The organism is Haloarcula amylovorans (assembly GCF_004681185.1).
Classification (GTDB): domain Archaea; phylum Halobacteriota; class Halobacteria; order Halobacteriales; family Haloarculaceae; genus Haloarcula; species Haloarcula amylovorans.
On record NZ_SRIF01000001.1, the window covers coordinates 1,025,543 to 1,041,394 of the forward strand.

The window sequence follows — 15,852 nt, forward strand, 5'->3', positions numbered from 1 at the left end:
GCTTCCTCCGCCCGTTACAAAAGTGTAGAGGAAATCGTCTCATGCGGGCTGTCGTAGATTATTTTCGGATACCGCCGACCCCGGGTCGGCACGTACCGATAAATCACTACAACAATCCGTCTCAGTCAGGCTCGCGTGTCGAACGCCGCCACGACGTCGTCCGCGACGGCCTCGACGTCCCACGTCGAGACGAACGTCGACATCGCCGTCTTTAGTTCGATGAGCTGTGCGGGACGGACGCCCAGCCCGTGCGTGATCGAGAGCGGTTGGTCCCGTGAGCGCTGGAACGCCGTCTGCTGGTCCTGTAAGAACGGCGTGAACGCGTCCGTATCGACGTCCGTGCGGGGCGGTATCGACCCCTTCTTCTGGTTGAACCGCTTCTGCCCGTCGGCGGAGCCGACGTAGCCGAGGAACGTCGAGACGGCTTCGGGATTCTCCGTCTCCGCGGCGGAGACGACGGAGTCCATGTTCATCGCGTACAGGCCGTCGGTCCCGGGGAACGGGACGTGGTCCCAGTCGTCTCGATAGCCGAACCCGTCGGCCTCGGCGTACTCACCGGCCGCCCAGTCGCCCTGATGGAAGAACACCGATTCGCCCCGTGTGAATCGCGCGTTCGCGTCGGTTAGTGACGTGTACAGTTTGTCCTCGGGGGCTGCCTCGCCGTACTGCTTGACGATGTCCAACGCGTCGGCGATCGCTCGACGGTGTGCGGATGCGGACTCGTCAGTGATGCCGACGTACGTATCGAGACCGTGCTCACCGAGCAACACTGTCTCCCACATCTGGAGGACCGTCCACGGGTTCTTCATCGGGAACAACATCCCGAGGCGTCCCGTCTCTTCGCCGATGCGATTGAGTTCCTCCGCGAGCGCGCGTGGACTGCCGATCTCAGCGGGGTCGATACCGACACTCTCCGCCTCCGAGACGTTGTAAAAGAGGTTGTTGATGCGGTGGATGTTGATCGGAACGGCGCGATAGGTCCCCTCGAAGCGTGCGGCCTCCTTCGGGCCGTCGAGGTAGTGCCGCTCCATCGTACCCGCTTCCCAGACCGCCGAGACGTCACCGAGGACGCTAGCGTCGTCGTAGGGTTTGAGGTTCTTGCCGGGCCACTCGATCCACACGTCCGGCGGCTTCTCCTTGAGGATGCGACTCTTGACTTCCAGACTGAGGTTCTCGTCGGTGACATCGCCGAGAGACACGTCAGGATGCCGCTGTTCGAACCCGTCGAGGAGCGCTTCGAGTGCCGCACCGCCGTCGCCACCGACCAGCCGATGAAGCAACTCGACACCGCTTCCCGCCCCACCACGGGCCGACGAAGAGCGTGACATACCGACACTCTCTCCACTGTGCCGTTAAGAAACTATCCCGCCCGTTCTCAGACATGATTATCTGGGCATGGTGATTTATATAACCCATCTCGAAATGGAATCGTATGAACGAGGCAGTGAGTAAACGGATATCAGGGGCGATACTGGGGCAGTTCCTCCATGCTCTGTATCAGGTGGGCGTCGTGGGCTTCGCTCCGTCGGGATTGGTACCGATTCTCTCGGGGGCGGGGTTCGTCGTCGCGGTGGCAGGTGCCCTCTACTCCGTCCGTCATCTCCGACAGACAGTGACGGAAGGGGAGACCAAACGAGCGGCGCTCGAAGCGGAAACTGACCGACTGACCGACGAGCTCGAATCGGTCCGAGCGACGCGAGACGCACTCGTCGCAGATGTCGCGATAGCGCGAACCGAACTTGCCGAGCTGTCTGGGGCCACTCCGTCGTGGCCGGAGCAACCGACTGCGACGACGGACGGCGGCGTCGTGACGGCGGATGACCTCTCGGCGGAGCAGTTCTCGGAGTACCTTACCGACTGCTGTACGACGCTTGACGCAGCAGGGGAGGGTGACCTCGGACGGCGGATGAGCGAGGAGACGCCATCGGCCTCGATCAACGAACTCGCCGCGGAGTTCAACGAGATGGCGACTGCGTTCGAACAGACCATCGAAACCGCCAGCGAGTTCTCCGACGACGTTGCTGGGTCCTCCGAACAGGTGACTGCAGCAACTCAAGCTGTCAAGGAGGCCTCGGAGAGCGTCGCCGGGACCGTCCAGGGAATCGCCGACGTCTTCCACGAACAGCACCAGCAGATTTCGACCATCAGCAGCGAGATGTCCGAGATGTCAGCGACCATCGAGGAGATTGCGGCCTCCTCGAACGAGGTCACGGATATGGCCGACAAGACCGAGCGCCGGACGGTCGAGGGTATCGAGGCCGGACAGGAGGCACACGAGACGATGGCGACGACGGTCGACCGGACCGACGACGTGGTCGAGACGGTCCAGACGCTGAACGACCAGATGGCGGAAGTCGGGCAGATCGTCGACCTCATCGACAACATCGCCGAACAGACCAACATCCTCGCGCTCAACGCCTCCATCGAGGCGGCACACGCCTCTTCGGGTGCGGAGAACAACGGCTTCGGCGTCGTCGCCGACGAGGTAAAGACCCTCGCCGAGGAGACCAAGGGCGCGACCAACCAGATCGAGGACCTCATCGAGGACATCCAGGACCAGACCGACGACGCCGTCGAGGAGATAACGGAGATGCAAGACTCCGTCGAGGACGGGCAGGAAGCGGTCGACGAGGGACTCGAAGCGCTGGAATCCATCATGGAACACGTCCAGCGGACCAGTTCCGGCGTCAGAGAGATTAGCAACGCCACCGACGACCAAGCGGCCAGTAGCGAGGAAGTCGCTTCCATCGCCGACGACGTGGCTGAGACCTCCCGCAAGAACGTCGAGGAAGCCGAACACGTCGCCGCCATCGCCGAAGAGCAGAACCTCGCGCTGGGCGAGATGTACGTCAACGTGCGGATGCTGACCATGCGCGCGAAGCAACTCACGACGCTGTTCGAGCGATACGAGACCGACGACTGAGAGCGTCTTCCGCCGCCTGAAGCACTTTGCTGCCGCGTCATCTCCTAATTAGCATCATAGGAATGCTTAATTATGTCCGAGTGGTATCGGGTATTTGAGGTAGCGGGGTACACACATGGATTTCGAATTCAGACAGCAACCAGCGTACACGCTCGTGAAGGTAACACTCGAAAGCGGGGACTCGATACAGGCCGAACCGGGAGCGATGGTCTCGATGTCGGACAACGTCGCCATCGCCACGTCGAAGAGCAACGACGGCATTCTCAGTTCGGCGAAGTCGATACTCGGCGGCGAGTCGCTCGTCGCGAACACGTTCACCGCAGAAGATGGACAGGGCGAAGTGACGCTCGCACCGCCGACGCCCGGTGATGTCCATCACCACGAAATCGACGGCGATACGCTATACGCCGTCGACGGGTCCTATCTGGCGTCCTCACCAGAAGTGCAGATAGAGGCCGAATTCGGCGGCCTGAAGTCGATGCTCTCGGGTGTCGGCGTCACGCCGCTAGCGCTGAAAGGGAGCGGCCACGTTTTCGTCGAGGCATTCGGCGGACTGGAGACCATCGAATTAGCCGAGGGGGAACACTACACCATCGACAACGACCACGTCGTCGCGTGGGAGGGAACCACCGACTTCGACGCCCGTCGTATCGGCGGCCTGAAGTCGACGCTTCTGAGCGGCGAAGGCATCGTCATGGACTTCACCGGGCCGGGGACGGTCTGGTATCAGACTCGCGGGATGGACGCCTTCACCTCGGCTATCGCCGCCGACATCGCCTCCGGCGGCCGGGACGACAACGACGACGGCATCGGCGTCGAAGACCTCTTCTGAACGGCGAAGGCCGGGCGATTCCGGCCGACGACACACCGACCGAGTTCTCGATCACGTCTTCGCTGGCCGAGGCGGCAAGGATTTATTACCCTCATTTTCGCAGTGTCTTCCATGCAAGTCGGTGTCCTGACTGTGCCACTCGGCGACCAGTCACTCGAAGACGCGCTCTCGTATCTGGACGGTATCGGCGTCGATGCGGTTGAACTCGGCTGTGGCGGGTTCACTGGCGACGACCACCTCCCCCGCGAGGAGTATCTAGACGACGTGGACGCGCAAGCGGACCTCCGGGAATCGCTAGACGAACACGAGATAGAGGTGAGCGCGCTGGCGACGCACAACAATCCGCTCCACCCCGACGACGATCGGGCGAGCGAGGCCGACACAGAATTGCGGGAGGCTATCGAACTGGCCGACCAACTCGACGTCGACGCGGTCACGACTTTCTCGGGACTGCCTGCCGGTGGCCCGAACGACGAGGTCCCCAACTGGATCACCGCGCCGTGGCCGACCGAACACGCCGACGCCCACGACTACCAGTGGGAGGTGGCCACGGAGTACTGGTCAGACGTCGCCGACCACGCCGCCGACCACGATGTCGATGTTGCCATCGAGATGCACCCTAACATGCTCGTCTACGAGCCACACGGCATGCTGAAACTCCGCGAGGCCACCAACGAGTACATCGGCGCAAACTTCGATCCCTCGCATCTGTACTGGCAGGGCATCGACGTGACCGCCGCGATCCGACTGCTCGGCGAAGAAGACGCCATCCACCACTTCCACGCCAAAGATACCAAAGTCTACGAGGAGAACGCCCGCGAGAAAGGGGTATTGGACACGACCGGATATACGGAGGAGGCCGACCGCTCGTGGCTGTTCCGCTCCATCGGCTACGGTCACGGCGAGGCCCACTGGAAGGACGTCGTCTCGACTCTGCGGATGGTCGGCTACGACGGCACCCTCTCTATCGAACACGAGGACTCGCTGACCAGCGGCCGCGAGGGACTGGAGAAGGCCGTCGACGTCCTCTCGCGGGCCGTCTTCGAAACCACGCCCGGTGACGCCTACTGGGCCGAATAGCGCTCCGACGAAACTATCTACACATCAATGACGACAGAACCACTCGACATCGGCGTACTGGGGTATCGCTTCATGGGTAAGGCCCACGCGAACGCGTTCGCGCGCCTACCCATGTTCTTCGAGGACGCGCCCGAACTCAACCGCGAAGTCATCGTCGGCCGCGACGAGGAAGCGCTCGCCGAGGCGGCCGACAGTCTCGGCTTCGCACGGACGGCGACCGACTGGCGCGACGTGGTCGGCGAGGTGGACGTCTTCTATAACCTCGGGCCGAACCACGTCCACGCCGAGCCCTCCATCGCAGCGCTGGAAGCCGGGACACCCGTCTTCTGTGAGAAGCCGCTAGCGCCGACGCTCGACGAGGCCGAGGCGATGACCGACGCCGCGGACAGCGCGGGCGTACCAGCGGGCATCGCCTTCAACTACCGATTCATCCCGGCCATTCAGTACGCGAAGCGGCTCATCGAGAACGGCGAACTCGGCGAGATTCGACACTTCCGCGGGCGGTATCTGCAGGACTGGCTGACCGACCCCCAGGCCCCGTGGTCGTGGCGCAACGACGAGGAGCTGGCCGGCAGTGGCGCGCTCGGCGACCTGGGTGCGCACACCATCGACCTCGCGCGGTTCCTCATCGGCGACATCGCGGAGTTGAGCGGGCAGTTGCGGACGTTCGTGGACGAACGGCCCGTCGAGGGCGAAGACGAGACGCGGCCGGTCACGGTGGACGACGCCTACTCGGCGCAGGTGGCCTTCGAGAACGGCGTGATGGGTACCCTGGAAGCCACCCGGATGGCCAACGGGAACAAGAACAACCACACCATCGAGATCGAGGGGACGAGAGGAAGCCTGCGATTCTCGCTCGAACGGTTGAACGAACTCGAACTGCTTCGGGAGAGCGGGCGGGGCTATGAGACGATTCTGATGACCGACCCCGACGACCCGTATCTCGACCACTGGTGGCCGCCGGGCCACATCATCGGGTGGGAACACACGTTCGTCCACGAGAACTACGAGTTCCTCTCGGCGGTGGCCGACGGCGGTGCGTACGAACCGAGTTTTGCCGACGGGCTGGCCGTCCAGCGAGTGCTCGACGCCGTCGAACGCAGCGACGACGGCCGCGAGTGGGTAGGCGTCGAGTAACGGGCCACCGACGAGCGGCGACGCCAGCCGATTGGCTTTTCACCCGGCTCCCCGGTTGAGACGGTATGTCACTGTTCAACCGTCTCGATACGCATCTGGCCGAGAACGACCTGCAGGCGGTGTGGTTCGCGGAGCCGAACGGGTTCGCGTGGCTGACCGGCGGCGGCGACAGCGTCGTCGACCGAGAAGGCGATGTCGGCGTCGCGGCGGCGGGCTACGACGGCGACGGCGTGACCGTCGTGACGAACAACATCGAGGCGCGTCGGCTCCGGGATGAGGAGCTCGACGAAGAAGTCACGGTCGAGACATTCGAGTGGTACGAGACGTCGTTGGCCGAGGCGGTGGTTTCTGTGAGCCCGACGCCAGCCGCTGCCGACTTCGATGTCGCAGGGTTTTCGTCCGTCGATGCGAGCGAACTCCGCCAACCGCTGACTGACCGGCAAATCGAGCAGTACCGCGACCTGAGCGCCGACGCAGCTGCAGCCATCGAGTCCGTGGCACGGGGAGCGAGCGCGGACGACACCGAACGCGCCGTCGCCGCCGAGTTGCGTCACGAACTATCGGCCCGCGGCGTCGAGTCACCGGTGGCGTTAGTCGGGAGCGCCGCGCGCGCTCAGCAATATAGGCACTACACGCCGAAAGACGAACGGCTCGGCGAGTACGCGCTGCTGTCGGTGACCGCTCAGCGCGACGGCTTACACACTAGTTGTACGCGGACGGTGGCGTTCGACCCGCCCGAGTGGCTCGAAGAGCGGACGCGGAAGGCGATTCGCGTGGAGACGACGGCGCTCGCGGCGACCCAAGCTGTCGCCGAGGAAGGCGGAACGGCCGCCGACGTGTTCGCAGCGATTCAGGACGCGTACGACAGCGTCGGGTGGGACGGCGAGTGGCGCAACCACCATCAGGGCGGCGCGGCCGGGTTCGCTGGCCGCGAGTGGATTGCGACGCCGGACAACGATGCGCCCGTGGTGGCGCCACAGGGGTACGCCTATAATCCGACGATACAGGGGGCGAAGAGCGAAGATACTCACCTTGTCACGGCAGACGGCGTCGAGACGCTGTCAGAGACGGGTCACTGGCCGACTGTCGACGTGTCGGCCGTCGGCTACGACGTAGAATTCGCTCGCCACGACGTGCTCCAGCGATAAGTCACTCGCTCGTCTCACTATATCGTTTACAACACCCGTTGTTAGGGAAGCCATAGATTTAAGTAAGGGATTAAACTAGCCACAGTGTATGGACCAAGAGCGCACCTGGTGGAAGGAGGCGGTGGTCTACCAGATCTATCCCCGGAGCTTCGACGACAGCGACGGCGACGGCGTTGGTGACCTACAGGGTGTCATCGACAGACTCGACCACGTCGAGTCGTTGGGCGCGGACGTCATTTGGCTCAATCCTGTCTACGAGTCGCCGCAGGCAGACAACGGCTACGACATCAGCGACTACCGGGCCATCCACGAGGAGTACGGGACCATGGACGACTGGGAGGAACTCCTCGCGGAAGTCCACGACCGCGATATGCGCCTCATCATGGACCTCGTCGTCAACCACACCTCGACCGACCACGAGTGGTTCCGGAAGTCCCGACGGGACGAGGACGGCTACCGCGAGTACTACTACTGGCACGAGGGCGAGGAGGCGCTGAACAACTGGAAGAGCGGGTTCGGCGGTTCGGCGTGGGAGCACGACGAGGAGGCCGGGATGCAGTATCTACATCTCTTCGATAAGACGCAGGCCGACCTCGACTGGGACAACACCGACGTGCGCGAAGACGTCTACGACATGATGAACTGGTGGCTGGAGAAGGGGATCGACGGCTTCCGGATGGACGTCATCAACCTCGTCTCCAAGCCCGAGGGCCTGCCGGACGGCGACCCCGCACAGGACTGGACCGGTATCGAACACTTCGCCAACGGGCCAAACGCGCAGGCGTACTTAGAGGAGATGGCCGAGCGGACCTACGACGAGTACGATACGATGACCGTCGGCGAGTGCGTCGATGTCGACGTGGAGACGGCGAGCGACTACGTCTCCGAAGAGGGACCGATGGACATGCTGTTTCACTTCGAGCACATGTTCGTCGATATGGGCGACCGCTGGCTCTCGCCCGCCGAGTGGGACCTGCCCGATCTGAAAGCGATCATGTCCCACTGGCAGACCGAACTTGACGGCTGGAACTCGCTGTATCTCACGAATCACGACCAGCCGCGCATCGTCTCCCGGTTCGCCGACGACGGCGAGTACCGACGGAAGTCGGGCAAACTGCTGGCGACGCTCCTCTTTACGCTCTCCGGGACCCCCTACGTCTATCAGGGCCAGGAAATCGGCATGACCAACTACCCGTGGTCGAGCCTCGACGAGCTCGACGACCTCCAGTCCATCGGCAAGGTCGAAGAAGCCATGGAAGCCGGCGAAATCGACGCGTTCGAGGAGGTTCAGGAGATCGTCCGCGCTCGGTCCCGCGACAACGCCCGCACGCCGATGCAGTGGGATGATTCGGAGCACGCCGGCTTCACCGAGGGCGACCCGTGGCTGGCGGTCAATCCCGACTACGAGGAGGTAAACGTCGCCGCGGCAGAGCGCGACGAGGACTCTATCCTGCAGTACTACCGAACCCTCGTCGATGTCCGAGACGAAAACGACGTGCTCGTCTACGGCGATTATCAGCTTCTGATACCGGACCACGAAGAACTATGGGCCTACCGTCGAACACTCACGACGGACGACGGCACCGACGAGGTGCTCGTCGTCTTGAACTTCGACGACACCGAGACGGTGGCGACGCTCGACGACGCGGAGCGAGCGGGCGATATCGTCATCACTAACTACGACGAGGCTCCGATAACCGACGGCGTTCTGACGCTCCGACCGTACGAGGCGCGCGTCTACGAACTGGAGTGAGACAGATGACAATGGAGGGAGACAGATGACAACGTACGAACCACGAATCGACGGGGGAGTATCAGACGACGAGCGAGCGTGGTGGAAAGAGGCGGTCGTCTATCAGATCTACCCGCGGAGCTTCGCAGACAGCAACGGCGACGGTTTCGGCGATTTACCGGGGCTTATCAACCGCCTCGACTACGTGTCGTCGCTGGGCGCGGACGTCATCTGGCTCAACCCCGTCTACGACTCGCCACAACGGGACAACGGCTACGACATCAGCGACTACCAGGCCATCCACGACGAGTACGGCACGATGGCCGACTGGGAGGATCTGCTCTCGGAGATTCACGCCCACGACATGAAACTCGTCATGGACCTCGTGGTCAATCACACGTCGATCGACCACGAGTGGTTCCAGAAGTCCCGGCAGGGCGATCCCGAATACGAGGACTACTACATCTGGCGTGAAGGCGACGGCGACGGCCCGCCGAACAACTGGCAGTCTTTCTTCGGCGGCTCGGCGTGGACCTACGACGAGGAGCGGGAGGCGTACTACCTTCACCTCTACGACACCTCCCAACCCGATCTCAACTGGGAGAACGAGGCCGTTCGACAGGACGTCTTCGACACCATCGAGTGGTGGCTGGAGAAGGGGATCGACGGTTTCCGGATGGACGTCATCAACCTGCTCTCGAAGGCCGACGGGTTGCCAGACGGCGACCCGGACAGCGAGTGGGTCGGCTCCGAGCATTTCATCGACGGCCCGCGGATGGAGGAGTACCTCGAAGCGATGGACGAACAGGTTCTCTCGAACTACGACGTGATGACCGTCGGGGAGATGCCGCAGTTGGGCGTCGATGAAGCGAAGTCGTACACGGGCACCGACGGACCGCTGGACATGGCGTTTCACTTCCAGCACACCAAACTCGACTACGCGGAGAACCAGCGCTGGGCGATCGGAGAGTGGGATCTGCAGGAGTTGAAAGAGATTACTGATCGCTGGCAAAACGGCCTCGCGGAGGAGGGATGGAACGCCATCTACTGGGAGAACCACGACCAACCACGCGTCGTCTCCCGGTACGGCGACCCGGTCAACTACCGCCGGGAATCCGCGAAACTGCTCGGGACGTTTTCCTTGACGCTCTCCGGGACACCCTACATCTATCAGGGGCAGGAACTCGGGATGACGAACTCCCCGTGGACGTCGATCGCCGACATGCGGGACATCGACGCCATCAACCACGCGAAGGCGCTCCTCGAGACCGATGACTACGACGAGTACACCGACATCCAAGACACCATCTCCTATCGGTCACGCGACAACGCCCGAACGCCGATGCAGTGGAGCCCCTCCGAGAACGCCGGGTTCACCGAGGGCGAGCCGTGGATTCAGCTCAACCCGAACTACGACACGGTCAACGTCGGCGATGCCGAGGACGACCCCGACTCCGTCCTCAACTACTATCGGCGCCTCCTCGACTTGCGGGACAGCCACGACGTGTTGGTCTACGGGGATTACTGTGACCTCTTGCCGAACCACGAGTCAGTCTACACCTATACGCGAACGCTCGACACGAACGAGGGGACCGAACGCCTGCTCGTCGTCCTCAACTTCTTCGGGGACGAGACGACCGTCGAGGTTCCCGTCGAATTCGAGACGGCGACGCTTCTGCTGTCGAACTACGACCGGGACGACGACGACCCGACGACGGTCACGCTCGCGCCATACGAGGCCCGCGTCTACGACCTCGGTTGAGAAACGGAGTCGCGGCTGTCTCTTTCTGGTATTTCGCTGCGAAAAGTTGTCGATGCGGCCTGTTCGGCCCGACGTTACTCGTCGTCGTCGCTGCCGACGCGGATGACCTGCAAGAGCGAGTACACCGGGACGCCCTGTACGTCCTCGATGCCGCGTTTGTCGGCCAGCACGACGCAGGCGACGGGGTTGCCGCCCTGATCACGGATGGCCTCGACAGTCTCGGTCATCGTGTTTCCGCTAGTGATGGTGTCGTCGACGACGTAGCAGTCGCGGTTTCGGATCTGCGCGAAGTTCCGGGAGAACGTCCCGTCGTTCGTGGCGCTGTCGTCGTCGTCCCACTGGTGTTTCGTCGGCGCGTACGTCCCGAGGTCCGTATCGAGCTCACGGGCCACGGTCGTCGCGATCGGTGCGCCGGCCTTCTCGATGCCGATGGTCAGGTCGACGTCTTCGCCCTGCTTCGAAAGGAGGTCGGCCATGGCACTGCCGACGTGGTGGAGGCGGCTGCTGTCGCGGCCGATGGCGGACCAGTCGACGTGGATGTCGTGGGGTCCGCCGGTCGGCGCGGCCTTCGGTTCGGCACCGGTTCCGCTTCGCTCTACGAGCCAACTCGCCGTCTCGCGGGAGACGTTCAGTTCGTCCGCGATCTCCCCCTTGGAGAGGCCCCGCTCCGCGAGGTCCGCGGCGCTTTCGACGAGGTCGTCGATGTTCTTCATATCTCCATCTCCGAGTGGTAGGGCTTAATAGCCCATGCTCTGGGTCGGAGACGTGCCGGAAACTTTTTACAACAGTCGTTGTTACTTATCTTCGGCTGGGTCGTGTTACACGGACTGTCGTCGTTCAGTTCGGCATTTCGCCGACCCCGTGACAGCGACAGTCCGTCTCAGTCGTTCACGACCGAACGGCGTCGACGGCTCGACGGAGGGTCATCCGCCATCGCACCGACCCTTCTCTCCCCCATATCCGTCGCACCACCCGGCCCACTCTCCCCACCGACTGCCGGTTCGTCAGGCCGGTACGCATGGTTGCCACCGACCTGCGTTTCGGACGGGATTACCCTCCCGTTCGACGCATATCTCTTGGCCGCGTTCTCATCTCACCAGCAGCGTGGCCGCTATAGTACCAATTGAAACGATTCACACACCGACCGCACCGACGCCGTGCGGTCGGGTGTGCAGTGATTTTCAATGGCTACTATAGTCCCCGCTCGGGAAGGTATAGAGTCGCTGGTCGCAGCTCGGACAGGCGAGTACCTCGTCGGGTGTCTGCCGCGGTTTCGTATATCCGCCACAGCAAGAGACTTCCGACGTCTCGACGAGCCCCGTCCCACACACCGGACACTCTTCGAGGAACATCCGCAGTGCGCGTGCTGCGGCCAGTCGGGTCGACTCGTCGTCGAGGTAGTCCGCCAGAGCGCGGTAGGCGGCCAGTTCCGCGACGGCGACGGGCCGGGCGACCAGTTCGCCCTCGCCGGGTCCGACGACGACCCACGACCGACCCTCGGCGACGAGTGAATCGGTTTCGTCGACGTGGGGGAGCGAGCGAGTGACCTCGCGAGCCAACTCGTCGATGGAACGTCCGGCGAGCGACCGCATCTCCTCGTGCCACGGACCGTCCAGATCCTCGGCGACCAGCAGTCGGTCACCGGCAGCTTCGACGACGCCAGCCGTCACGAGTTCCTGCAGGACCGTCTCGCCATCGAGGTCCGTGGTGGCGAGCGACGCCTTCCCGTCGGCCGGCTCCGGGGGCTGCTCGTCGTGGAACCACTCGTTCGGAAGCGGCGAAGCGGCCACTACCTTCGGCGCGAACGCAGGTGTGTACGGGACGACGTACCCACGGAGGTAGATGATCGCGACGCCGCTCGCGGCGATTAGTGTCCCCAGTACCCGCCGGTCTCGGAACCGTAGCCAGAGGGCGAACGCGCCGGCGAGAAGTAGATTCAGGACGGTACACGGCCAACATCTGTTCGAACCGGTGTGCTCTGGGCTCCGAAGAGCGTCTAACGCCGACATCACGAATAGCTCTATGACGACGGGCCATTAGCGTTCCCCCGCGGCGGGTCGTGTGGGCCGCCACCAAGATATTTAACAACAGGTGTTGTTAGATAGTGGCATGGCAGACGCGGAGTCGGCGCGTCCGGGAGACCAGTCGGCGCGGACAGCGACGACAGCACGACATTTCGCTCGGTCCGTAACCGGACCCACCCAGCCGCTGGTGACGAATCGGTCGATTCGACGGTTACGACTGCGGCACCGACGGCGTCCTGTCGTATCGAAGCGTCGAAGTATCTACGGTAATCTGCAACAGACAGGACGAGTCGGAGACGGCGCGGCGACCAACCAGCAGATACGCACTTGACACACCCGAACAATGGACGACGACGAACTAACGACGGTACTGGAAGACGCCGGCCTCTCGCCGTATCAAGCGGAGGCCTACGTGACGTTACTCGGGTTGGGAACGGCCTCGGCGACGGATATCGCCGAATCGTGTGACGTTCCCGATCCGCGAATTTACGACGTGCTTCGGGACCTCGAATCGAAAGGGTACATCGAGACGTTCCAGCAAGACAGTCTCACTGCGAGAGCGCGCAACCCGGACGGGGTGCTCGAAGACCTCCGCTCTCGGTCGGATAAGTACTTAAACGCCGCAGAGAGCATCGAAGATCGCTGGAATCAGCCGGAAATCTCCGACCACGAGGTCAGCATCGTCAAGCGATTCGACACTGTTCTCAACCGAGCCCGAGAACTCATCGAAACCGCGGAGCACCAGATTCAGCTCGGGGTGAACGCCGACCAGTTCTACGAACTGGCTCCGGCGCTACACGACGCCCTCGAACGCGGCGTCAATATCAAACTATGCATCTGCACGGGTCCTGACGAGGAGATACCCGACGTGGCCGACATCGAGCGAGCGTGTACGGAGGCGCGCCACCGGAAGATCCCGTCCCCGTTTCTCGTGTTGATCGACCGAACCTGGACCTGTTTCGCGCCGCATCGCCATTCCGTCAGCGAGTACGGCGTTCTCGTCAACGACCGCACGCACACCTACGTCTTCCACTGGTTTTTCATCACCTGCCTGTGGGAGATTTGGGAGACCGTCTACACTGAGCGGACGCCAGAGACGCCCACGTCGTACGTCGATCTCCGTCACGCTATTCGCGACATCGAACCGTTGTTGGACGAGGGGGCGACGATCTCAGCGACCGTCCGTGGCTACGATACGGACACTAACGAGCGGGTGACCCTCACTGGAACTATCGTCGAGGTGAACTACACCGGCAGTACGATGGGGCGAAAGGATCCGGTTCCGCTGGCGCAACTCGCCGGGCGAATCAGCGCGACGCTCGATGTCGACGGCGAACGATACGAGGTCGGCGGCTGGGGAGCGGTTATCGAGGAGATCGAGGCGACCCAGATAGTCGTCACCGACGTCCAACACCAGTGAGCAGGGTGTTCACGAGACGCATGGAGAAAACTATACGATAGTTTCCGCGTTTGAGCGCCCCAGAGCCGCAAACCGGTCTTTGTCATTACCGAAATATTATATAATGATTGTTCGATTCGGGGTGTATGTGTCAGCAATAAGTATGATTGGTAGTAGTCTCACAGGCCATTAACAACACCTGTGGTTAATTATGGATAACATTTAAGTACGGTGCCGGTAATCACTGAATAGATATGCCGGAAAATGGCACGCACGACAGTGACCGATCGTCAGGCGTCTCCCGGCGTCGCTTCGTTCAAGCGGCGGGTTCGACGGGTGTCGTCGCGGGACTAGCAGGGTGTGCGGACTTCGTCGGCGGGGGCGACGGTGGCGGCGGTGGGACCGGCAACGGTTCGACCGGCGACGGAAGTTCCGGACAGGCGACGACGGTGCAGTGGGGCTTCGACCCAGTTGCTGTCCAGAACAACGGCGACGCTATCAAGCAGGCGCTTCGCGACAACGGACTCTCACAGGACGTCGAAATTCAGTTCGTTCCGCGGGACCAAGACACGGGGAAGGCCCGGTCGAACTACAATCGGCTGTTGAGCGCCGGCGAGACGGACCCGGACATGTTCCTGATGGACAACGGGTGGACGAACATCTTCATCCAGCGGGGACAGATTCAGAACCTCACCGAGATGCTTCCCGAGGAGATGCTCTCGACGGTCGACAACGAGTACTTCCCCGCGTTCACCGACACGGCGCGTAACCCGCAGAACGGCAACCTGTACGGCGTTCCGGTGTTCCCGGACTTCCCGACGATGCAGTACCGGAAGGACCTCGCGGAGGAGGCCGGCTACAACCCGGACTCGGAGAACTGGGCGACAGAGCCGATAACGTGGCAGAAGTGGTCGAATATCGCGGCTGACATCTACGACAACTCCGACGTCGACTTCGGATTCACGACACAGTGGGACATCTACGAGGGGACTGCCTGCTGTACGTTCAACGAGGTCATGTCCTCGTGGGGCGGCGCGTACTTCGGCGGCCGCGAGAACCTCTTCGGCCCGGTCGGCGACCGGCCGATCACCGTAAACCAGCCCGAGGTCATCAACTCGCTGAACATGATGCGGAAGTTCGTCCACGACGAGGACTTCGGCGGCCAGTTCAGCGACTACTCCGGCGGCTTCACGCCGACCAACATCCTTGGATGGACCGAAGAATCCTCGCGTGCACCGTTCGCAGAGGGCAACGCCGCCTTCCACCGCAACTGGCCCTACTCACTCGCACTCTGTGGCCGGAACCCGGAAGAGACCGAAGACCCAGCCCTCGGCGAGGACCTCGGTGCGATGCCGATTCCGTACTCCGTCCCCGAGAGCGAGGCGGCACAACCCGGAACCGGTGGGTCGACCGCCGCCCTCGGCGGCTGGCACATGACCGTCAACCCTAACAGCGACCAAAAGGAGGCCGTCCAGCAGGTTATTCGCGCCGCGATGCAGTCGGACTTCCAGCTCAAGCTGCTCGAGATTCAGGGATGGCTGCCGCCGCGGCCGGAGCTGTTCAACTCCGACCGGGCGCAGAACGTGCCCGTCGTCGGCCGATACATGGACACGCTCAAAGTCGCCGGCGAAAATACGATGGCGCGTCCGGTGACGGCCGTCTGGAGCAATCAGTCCAGCAAAATCGCCCAGCAGGCCAACCGCGCCGTCGGGCAGGAGGTCGCCTCAGAGCAGGCGATGCAGGCCTTACAACAGAGCCTCAAAGAGACCGAATCGTCGTAAGAACCGCGGGCTAGCTTTACAATAAACCTATTCG

Annotated in this window: 12 protein-coding genes; 9 read left to right on the forward strand and 3 right to left on the reverse strand. The window is 62.7% G+C overall.

Going from position 1 to position 15,852, the window contains the following annotated elements; all coding sequences use genetic code 11:
- Nucleotides 1-125 precede the first annotated feature (125 nt).
- Complete coding sequence (locus E4S61_RS05190) at nt 126-1,328, reverse strand: ABC transporter substrate-binding protein (protein ID WP_135302826.1); 1,203 nt, start codon at nt 1,326-1,328, stop codon at nt 126-128.
- A gap of 104 nt (nt 1,329-1,432) precedes the next feature.
- Between E4S61_RS05190 and E4S61_RS05195 the strand changes: the two genes are divergently transcribed.
- From E4S61_RS05195 to E4S61_RS05225, 7 genes are all read left to right on the forward strand, one after another.
- Entirely contained in the window at nt 1,433-2,923 is a 1,491-nt protein-coding gene (locus E4S61_RS05195; RefSeq protein WP_135302827.1) for a methyl-accepting chemotaxis protein, read from the forward strand.
- Between the two features lie 115 nt (nt 2,924-3,038).
- On the forward strand, nt 3,039-3,755 hold the full coding sequence (locus E4S61_RS05200) for a TIGR00266 family protein (protein ID WP_135302828.1): 717 nt from the start codon (nt 3,039-3,041) through the stop codon (nt 3,753-3,755).
- Nucleotides 3,756-3,866: 111 nt separating this feature from the next.
- The gene (locus E4S61_RS05205; protein ID WP_135302829.1) at nt 3,867-4,835 is read left to right on the forward strand and encodes a sugar phosphate isomerase/epimerase family protein; all 969 of its coding nucleotides are present in this window, start codon (nt 3,867-3,869) and stop codon (nt 4,833-4,835) included.
- A gap of 27 nt (nt 4,836-4,862) precedes the next feature.
- The gene (locus E4S61_RS05210) at nt 4,863-5,972 is read left to right on the forward strand and encodes a Gfo/Idh/MocA family protein (protein WP_135302830.1); all 1,110 of its coding nucleotides are present in this window, start codon (nt 4,863-4,865) and stop codon (nt 5,970-5,972) included.
- 65 nt (nt 5,973-6,037) lie between these two features.
- The gene (locus E4S61_RS05215; RefSeq protein WP_135302831.1) at nt 6,038-7,120 is read left to right on the forward strand and encodes a M24 family metallopeptidase; all 1,083 of its coding nucleotides are present in this window, start codon (nt 6,038-6,040) and stop codon (nt 7,118-7,120) included.
- Nucleotides 7,121-7,208: 88 nt separating this feature from the next.
- Entirely contained in the window at nt 7,209-8,873 is a 1,665-nt protein-coding gene (locus E4S61_RS05220; RefSeq protein ID WP_135302832.1) for a glycoside hydrolase family 13 protein, read from the forward strand.
- Nucleotides 8,874-8,898: 25 nt separating this feature from the next.
- Nucleotides 8,899-10,614 carry a glycoside hydrolase family 13 protein gene (locus E4S61_RS05225; protein ID WP_135302833.1) on the forward strand — a complete coding sequence of 572 codons (1,716 nt, stop codon included), beginning with the start codon at nt 8,899-8,901 and terminating at the stop codon, nt 10,612-10,614.
- A 74-nt stretch (nt 10,615-10,688) separates the two neighbouring features.
- Here the strand turns inward: E4S61_RS05225 and gfcR are convergent, their stop codons facing one another.
- Nucleotides 10,689-11,327, reverse strand: a complete 639-nt coding sequence (gene gfcR / locus E4S61_RS05230) for a transcriptional regulator GfcR (RefSeq protein ID WP_135302834.1) — start codon at nt 11,325-11,327, stop codon at nt 10,689-10,691.
- 468 nt (nt 11,328-11,795) lie between these two features.
- The gene (locus tag E4S61_RS05235) at nt 11,796-12,623 is read right to left on the reverse strand and encodes a hypothetical protein (protein ID WP_135302835.1); all 828 of its coding nucleotides are present in this window, start codon (nt 12,621-12,623) and stop codon (nt 11,796-11,798) included.
- Between the two features lie 358 nt (nt 12,624-12,981).
- Here E4S61_RS05235 and E4S61_RS05240 point away from each other — a divergent pair, with 358 nt between their 5' ends.
- Both E4S61_RS05240 and E4S61_RS05245 read left to right on the forward strand, forming a co-directional pair.
- The gene (locus E4S61_RS05240; RefSeq protein WP_135302836.1) at nt 12,982-14,058 is read left to right on the forward strand and encodes a TrmB family transcriptional regulator; all 1,077 of its coding nucleotides are present in this window, start codon (nt 12,982-12,984) and stop codon (nt 14,056-14,058) included.
- A gap of 233 nt (nt 14,059-14,291) precedes the next feature.
- A complete protein-coding gene (locus E4S61_RS05245) occupies nt 14,292-15,818 on the forward strand; it encodes a substrate-binding domain-containing protein (protein ID WP_135302837.1) in 1,527 nt (508 codons plus the stop codon).
- The last annotated feature ends 34 nt before the right edge of the window (nt 15,819-15,852 follow it).

Coding starts and splice junctions, on each gene's coding strand:
- E4S61_RS05225 (WP_135302833.1), top strand. CDS start 8,899: ATGACAACGTACGAACCACGAATCGACGGGGGAGTATCAGACGACGAG.
- E4S61_RS05215 (WP_135302831.1), top strand. CDS start 6,038: ATGTCACTGTTCAACCGTCTCGATACGCATCTGGCCGAGAACGACCTG.
- E4S61_RS05195 (WP_135302827.1), top strand. CDS start 1,433: ATGAACGAGGCAGTGAGTAAACGGATATCAGGGGCGATACTGGGGCAG.
- gfcR (WP_135302834.1), bottom strand. CDS start 11,327: ATGAAGAACATCGACGACCTCGTCGAAAGCGCCGCGGACCTCGCGGAG.
- E4S61_RS05210 (WP_135302830.1), top strand. CDS start 4,863: ATGACGACAGAACCACTCGACATCGGCGTACTGGGGTATCGCTTCATG.
- E4S61_RS05240 (WP_135302836.1), top strand. CDS start 12,982: ATGGACGACGACGAACTAACGACGGTACTGGAAGACGCCGGCCTCTCG.
- E4S61_RS05200 (WP_135302828.1), top strand. CDS start 3,039: ATGGATTTCGAATTCAGACAGCAACCAGCGTACACGCTCGTGAAGGTA.
- E4S61_RS05205 (WP_135302829.1), top strand. CDS start 3,867: ATGCAAGTCGGTGTCCTGACTGTGCCACTCGGCGACCAGTCACTCGAA.
- E4S61_RS05220 (WP_135302832.1), top strand. CDS start 7,209: ATGGACCAAGAGCGCACCTGGTGGAAGGAGGCGGTGGTCTACCAGATC.
- E4S61_RS05190 (WP_135302826.1), bottom strand. CDS start 1,328: ATGTCACGCTCTTCGTCGGCCCGTGGTGGGGCGGGAAGCGGTGTCGAG.
- E4S61_RS05235 (WP_135302835.1), bottom strand. CDS start 12,623: ATGTCGGCGTTAGACGCTCTTCGGAGCCCAGAGCACACCGGTTCGAAC.
- E4S61_RS05245 (WP_135302837.1), top strand. CDS start 14,292: ATGCCGGAAAATGGCACGCACGACAGTGACCGATCGTCAGGCGTCTCC.